The following is a 6,281-nucleotide window of genomic DNA, read 5'->3' on the forward strand; positions in this document are numbered from 1 at the left end:
GGGTGGTGAGGTGGTGCAACAGCCAGTCGGGCAGGGGCGCGACCGGTGCCGGGTGGGTCACCTCGTAGGTGGCGCCGTCGACGGTGCTGCCCGGGGCGACGACGTGCCCGCCCCACGCGCGGGTGTCGACCAGCGGCGCGAGCGAGCCCGCACTGTTGGACAGGCGGGTGTCGTCGGGGGCGGTGAAGTACAGGTGCTGGCCGCCGCGCGTCCGCACCGTGTAGGTGGCGGGCCATGGCACTCCGGCGCGCTCGCAGAGCGCCTCGAAGTTTGTCGCGCCGCTAGGCGCGTCCGAACTGCCCTTCGTCTTGGGCGCGTCCAGGTCGACGACGACCAGGCCGGACGGGCCGGTGGCAATGCCGACGTTGAACGGGTGCGCGCCCCATGCGGCATGGATGCGGCCGGGGTCGGTGGTGGCGCGTTGTTCCGGCTTCCGGTGCCCCTCGGCGCACTCGCCCGTGTGCGGGCAGGCGTCTTCACCGTGCAGTGCGGGCATCTTGCCGCCGGGCCGGAGCGGGATCACGGACCATCCGCGCGCGGCGGCTTGAAGCGCTGCGGACAGCAGCGCGGATCGTGGGTCATGCGTCATGCTGGATGCCTCCAACAGGTCTGTTGTGGACTGGTTGGCCGGGGCGACCGCGTGTCTTTGGCGAGAGGTGCGGTCGCCCCGGGCGTTGCTAGAACGGCGGCTCGTTGCCCGACTCGGGCCGGTTGTCGCCGGTGTTCCAGGGGTCGCCGGACGCGTTCGGCTTCTCGGTGCGCTTGCCGTTGATCTGGATGGTGGTGAAGCGCAGGGACGCGCCGATCTCGTCGACCTCCACCGCGAGCATCGAGCGGTTCTCGCCCTCGGGGGTCTGCCAGTCGTGCTGACGGATCCGCCCCGAGAGCACCACCCGTGAGCCCTTGCCGAGCGATTCGGCGACGTGTTCGGCGAGGGTGCGCCAGGCGGCACAGCGGAAGAACGTCGACGTGCCGTCCTTCCACTGGTTCGACTCCCGGTTGAAGGTTCGTGGGGTGGAGGCGACGGTGAACTTCGCCAGGGCCTGGCCGGAGGCGGTGAACTTCAGCTCCGGGTCGGCGGTCAGGTTGCCGACGATGGTGATCGGGGTCTCTCCGAACGACATGGGTTACTCGCTTTCGGGTGTGGTGGGCTGGCGGTCGGCCGTGAAGTACAGGCGGGTGCGCTTGCCGTCGCGGGTGGGGTACTGGCGAGCCGGGCCGGTGTCGAACACGGCGGCCAGGGTCTGGCTGACGCGGTCGGCGTCGTCCGGGGCGCAGATCACGCGGATCTCGAACACGGGGCTCCTTTCAGGTGGCGGTCAACAGGGGCTGTTGCCATGCCGGTAGAGCGGTCTCGACGCGAGTGCGCCAGCGCAGGGCGTACTCCAGGCAGTTGGCGCAGTTCTTGTGCGGGTGGCCAGGCAGCGGAGGCCGCTTGCGGGCGTGGTAACTCCAGGCCGCACTGTCGGCGGAGGTGAGCAGGTGCCCGACCCGTTCCAGGCCGAGGATCTTGAAGCCGAAGCCGTGCAGTTTCAGGCCGTGCGCGGCCATGGCGGTGACGATCGCGGCGCCCTCGCGGGTGGATTGCAACCGGCATACGGAGCCGAGCCCCACGGTCGGCTCGCGCCGCAGGTCGATACCCGCCTTCTCGTACAGCTTCAGGCAGTGCTCGTAGTCCGGGACTGTCCGGCCCTGCAGGACGGGGGCTATGCGCAGATCGGGGGCGAGGGAGCGCAGTTCGAGGAAGTTGGCGACGGTGCGGCGCTGATGTTCGCGCACGCTGAGGTGGGTGCCGACGAAGGTGAGCGGTCCTGCCTTGCCGCCGTGGATGATGAGGTCTTCGCACATCCAGTCCTGTGGCGCGGCCCAGTCATAGGGGCCGACGCATTCCCAGATGCGGCGCAGGTCCTCGATGTACTGACGCGGGGTGCGCGTCCAGCGGCCGTAGCGCTGGAGCTCCGAGAACCCGCCGGAATCCACGGCGTAGGGACCGCGCGCGGGATCGAGCTTGACCGCGTTGGCGAAGTGCTCGGACTTCAGGAACAGCGGCACGTCGGTCAGCCGGACCCAGTGGCGTTTGTGGGTGGTCAGGTAGAAGCGCAATCCGACTCCCTACAGATCAGCGCTTGGCGCGGGCGAGCTTGAACGTGATGCCGCCGATGCCGATGGGTCCGGCGGCGCCCGCGATGACGGTGGCGGCGTGGGCGGCGGCGTCGAACAGCGCGCACAGGGCGGCGACCAGTCCCCAGCAGCCCGCGACGGTGGCGCCGGCGATGGCGAAGGGGATCAGTAAGCGGCGCCACGGGACGCCGGTACGGGCGGGGTCGTTGACGACGATGACGACCGGCTGTCCGGTGGCCTGTGCGCGGCGGTAGTCGTCGGCGGGGATGTGGTGGGCGAGGTGTCCGGGCGGTTCGCGGTGGTGCATGTGGTGCTCCCTTCCGGCCGTTCCGGTGGACATGGCAGGCGCCCGCTCCGGGGTGTCCGGGCGGGCGCCTGTCGGTGACGGTGTGTGGTTGTAGTGGCTACTGGCTAGTGGCTACTGGCAAGCCGAAAAAGCCTGCTCGCGGCCCCTGGTGGCCAGTAGAGGGCCGTTCTACTGGCTACTGGCAACTTTCCAGTAGCCAGTAGCCGGTAGCCGTCTGTGAGCGGTTCTAGGCGTGATCGGGGTGGACGTAGACCGAGTGAGGGCCGTTGTCCCGGTAGACCAACTCGCCGCGCGCGGCGGCGGCTTTGAGTGTCTCGCGCACCGCCTGCCGACTCCGGCCGACGTGATCGGCAACGGCGGACGGCTTCATGCCCGCCGCGCCCGCATCGTGAATCGCCGCGATCGCGTCCGCGAGCCACTCCGGCCCACCCTCGCCCCCCGGCTCCGGCTCGGGTGCCGAGGGCCGGTCCTCACGGAGGGCGGACAGGTTCAGCCCCGGACGCTCCGGCCGCTCCCGCTCTTGCTCGGGACGGGGCTCGGGGATGGTGCCGAACTGTTCGTCGATCTCGCCCATGAGCGCGTCGACGAGCCGGTCAGCCTCCGACCGGTCCGCCTGCTCCGTGTGCGGTTCGCGCAGCGCGGCCAGGTTCAGCCCCTGCCGCGGCTCGCCCTCGGTGCCGTCGCCGGCCGCGGGGGTGAGGGGGGTGCGGTCGGTGTCGTGCATCCAGGCGATGCGGTCGCGCGACCAGCGGCGCGCGTAGTCCTCCCCGGCGGCCTCCGCAGACACGGAATCGAGGGTGGGATGCCGTTCGGACGTGGCGGCGACGATCTCTCGGATCTGACTCGGCAGGATGCGCCAGCACTTGAACAGCCCCGCAGGAGACTCCGGCGTGCCCATGAACCCCGCGCCCTTGTAGGGGGCCTGGTCCACTTTCAGACCGCGGCTGCCGGGGAACAGCTTGCCCAGGTCCATGCCTTCCTTCTCACCACCCGTGAGCGCCACGCGCACCTTGGCCTCACGGCGGATCATGAGGTTGCCCAGCACGGAGCCGGTGGAGCCGAGCGCGGTCAGCACGGTCCGGATGCCCATGGCACGGAGCATCCGGATCACTTCCAGGATCTTCGCGGCGAGCTTCTTCATCGGCTTGTCCGTGCTGGTGAGGATCTCCGCACCCTCGTCGATGACCAGCATGATCTGTGGGATCTTCGGCCCGATCGGCAACAGGTCGGTGTCCTCACGCGCCATCAGCCCCTGATAGGAGATCTTGCGCTGATGGCCGATCCGCAGCACCGCATCGAGCATCCGGTGTGCCTCGTCGACCGTGCCCGCGAGCCAGTCGACACCGGGCCGCATCGGCCGCTCGCCCTCGGCGGGCTGGTGCTGTAGGGCGGGCAGCACCCAGGACAGACCCGCGCTGCCGGCGTTCAGGTCGATCACGAACGTGAGCACGTCGACCGCGCGGGCGAACCCGGCGAGGATCACGTGGACCATGTTCGTCTTGCCCGATCCGGTGGGGCCGACGACCAGCGCGCACTGTTCCCTCAGGTACGTCTGGATCTGCTCGGCATTCGAGCGGTAGCCCCACGGGATGCCCGTGTGCAGGGAGAGCGGGGCGTAGTCGGCGGGGTAGGTGGTCTCGGTCTCCAGCACGTTGACCGTGGCCACCTCGATCAAGGTGCGCCCCTGATGGATACCAGGGTGCGCGGTGGCGGTGCAGCCATGGGGAAGGTGCGCATCCGCCGACAGGGCCGCGGAATGAGCCGCGATCCTCTCGTACGTGGTCGCGCCGGGCAGTTCGGCATCGATGGTGAACCCGGTACCGGCCTCCCACCGCTCCACCGCCAGCACGCGCACGGTGACGCCGCACACGCGCTGGATACGGTCGATCCACTCGGCGGCGATCTCCCGCCGCTCCGCCGACAGCGCCTCGTCGATCTGCCGCTGTTCGGCCGCGAGAGCCTCTTCCTCGCGGGCTTCCTCGTAGAGGTTCGTCGACCGGGTGGCGGCGCCGATGCCGACGCCGATGGTGGCGAGCGAGCCGAGCGCGGCCCACGTCAGCGGGCCGTTCGTCATGGCCCACGTCGTCCACCCCGCACCGACCAGCCAGGAAGCGGCGCGGGCCGCGATGGTGCGGCCGGCGTTGCGCAGCCGGATGCCCGCGGCGGTGTGGCCGATGGCCCCGGCCGTGCCGACGGCGAGCGCCCAGCCAGGGGGCATGCCGGAGGCGGCGCCGGTGGTGGCGACGGCGAACGCGCCGGTCGTGGCGGACAGGGCACCGGTCACGGGTCCGTGACCGGCCGCCCAGTCCCACACCGGACCACTCACGGCCTCCGCCTGCTTCTTGCTGCTGTTCTGCTTGGTCATGGTGGCCTCGGTGATCGTCATGGTCAGACGTTCCAGCCCTTCTCTGCCTCGCTGCCGTTGCGGGGGTCCTCGTGGCGGGCGATGTCCTGCTCGTGCACCTGCCGGAACAGCGGCACGAGGGTCTCGGCCGCGTCCACGCCGTTGAGCAGGGTGCGGTGGATGTCGTCGAACCCGGCGGCGACGTCCTTCTCGAAGGCGAACTCTTCGTCCGAGCGTTCGGCCAGGATGCGGAAGGTGTTGGCGACGCACTGAAGAGCCAGGGGAAGGTTCTCGATCATCGTGAGGACTTCCATGTTTCCGTCCGGCTCGTAGGAGCGGGCGGCGTTTTCCATGTCGGCGGCGGCCTCTTCGAACTTGAAACCAGACACGTGAATGGCCTCCTGACCAGCGTGTTGGGGGATGAGACGGGCGGGACGCTCCACCCGGTCCTTGATCTCGTTCAGATCCGCGTCGGCCGCGGCCTCGTCGGCGGCCCGCTCCAAGCGGATCTGCTCGTCACGCTCGGCGCGCTGCTCGCGGGCGGACTGCATCAGCCGCCGGTACAGGCGGCGTCCGGGGTGCATCAGCCACCGCCATCCGAGCTTGCGCCCGAGCGGGGTGGTCAGGCATCCCAGCACCCCCACCGCCCCACTGGTGAGCGCAGCGAGGAGACGGCGGCCCTGGAAGCGGGCCGCCGACTTCAGCAGACCCCGGCGGGCCTTACGGCGGGCGGGCGCTTTGCGTACCGCGGCGCGGTTGGCGTCGACCTGCCGGTCGGCCGCCCGGTCGCGGGCGGTCCGGGCCTTGTTGACCAGACCCCGCACGCCGGAAGCGGTCTTGCCTGCCGTCCAGCCCAGTGCGCGGCGGGCACGGCCCTTACCGGTGGTCTTGGCGGCGCGGTTGGCGGCGCGGGCGTCCCGACGGGCGTCGGCCACACCGCGGCGAGCGGCGAGGCTCTGCTGTCGGGCGGCGGAACGGGTCGGCGTCTGCGCTCGGTTGCCCGCACGCAGCGCCCGCACCTGCCCGAGGCGCCCCGTGCCCGAGCGCGGTCCGGTGGAGCGTCCGCCCGTCGACCGGGCGGCGCTGCCGGTGGGGCGGGAACGGTGCTTGCCCGCACCCCGCTTCCCCGATGAGGTGCTCAACACTCCGCTCGAACGACCGGCACCGGTACGGGACTTGCTGCCCTTGCCTCGTCCTCGGCCGCCGGCCGTGGTGCTGCCGGACGTGCCAGGCCGGGCGGATGCGCGGCCCGTACGGCGCGAACCGCGCGAGGCTGTGCCGGTGGCGCGTCGCTCGCGGGCGGAACGCCGGCGTTTGCTGACGGCGGCGGACACCCCGACCATGGCGGCGCCGCTCGCGGCCACCGCCAGGGCGGTCGGGCCACCGCCGATGAGGGCGACGGCACCGACGGCGCCGACGGCGCTGTTGGTGCCGGACAGGGCCAGCGGAAGCACGGGGATGCCGCCGGGGGTGTGCGCCACCGTCCGTGTCTCGCCGGGGGCGGTGGGC

7 protein-coding genes are annotated in these 6,281 nt (G+C 71.2%); all 7 read right to left on the reverse strand.

Annotation, left to right across the window (positions count from 1 at the left end):
• Positions 1-589: bifunctional DNA primase/polymerase (locus tag FNH08_RS41935; RefSeq protein ID WP_194238809.1), on the reverse strand; the 589-nt coding region annotated here is incomplete at its 3' end.
• Positions 590-677: 88 nt separating this feature from the next.
• Entirely contained in the window at positions 678-1,124 is a 447-nt protein-coding gene (gene ssb / locus FNH08_RS41940) for a single-stranded DNA-binding protein (protein WP_152776759.1), read from the reverse strand.
• Between the two features lie 3 nt (positions 1,125-1,127).
• Positions 1,128-1,298: a hypothetical protein gene (locus FNH08_RS51255; protein WP_228034700.1), complete on the reverse strand. Its 171-nt coding sequence runs from the start codon at positions 1,296-1,298 to the stop codon at positions 1,128-1,130.
• 10 nt (positions 1,299-1,308) lie between these two features.
• A complete protein-coding gene (locus FNH08_RS41945; RefSeq protein ID WP_152776760.1) occupies positions 1,309-2,103 on the reverse strand; it encodes a deazapurine DNA modification protein DpdA family protein in 795 nt (264 codons plus the stop codon).
• Between the two features lie 16 nt (positions 2,104-2,119).
• On the reverse strand, positions 2,120-2,428 hold the full coding sequence (locus FNH08_RS41950; RefSeq protein ID WP_152776761.1) for a hypothetical protein: 309 nt from the start codon (positions 2,426-2,428) through the stop codon (positions 2,120-2,122).
• A 226-nt stretch (positions 2,429-2,654) separates the two neighbouring features.
• Positions 2,655-4,814: a hypothetical protein gene (locus tag FNH08_RS41955; protein WP_407704562.1), complete on the reverse strand. Its 2,160-nt coding sequence runs from the start codon at positions 4,812-4,814 to the stop codon at positions 2,655-2,657.
• Between the two features lie 2 nt (positions 4,815-4,816).
• The coding region (locus tag FNH08_RS52665; protein WP_228034701.1) for a hypothetical protein at positions 4,817-6,281 on the reverse strand (1,465 nt) is incomplete at its 5' end.

Origin of the sequence: Streptomyces spongiae, assembly GCF_009377185.1 — a bacterium.
Taxonomy (GTDB): Bacteria; Actinomycetota; Actinomycetes; order Streptomycetales; family Streptomycetaceae; genus Streptomyces; species Streptomyces spongiae.

Coding starts and splice junctions, on each gene's coding strand:
- ssb (WP_152776759.1), bottom strand. CDS start 1,124: ATGTCGTTCGGAGAGACCCCGATCACCATCGTCGGCAACCTGACCGCC.
- FNH08_RS41950 (WP_152776761.1), bottom strand. CDS start 2,428: ATGCACCACCGCGAACCGCCCGGACACCTCGCCCACCACATCCCCGCC.
- FNH08_RS41955 (WP_407704562.1), bottom strand. CDS start 4,814: ATGACGATCACCGAGGCCACCATGACCAAGCAGAACAGCAGCAAGAAG.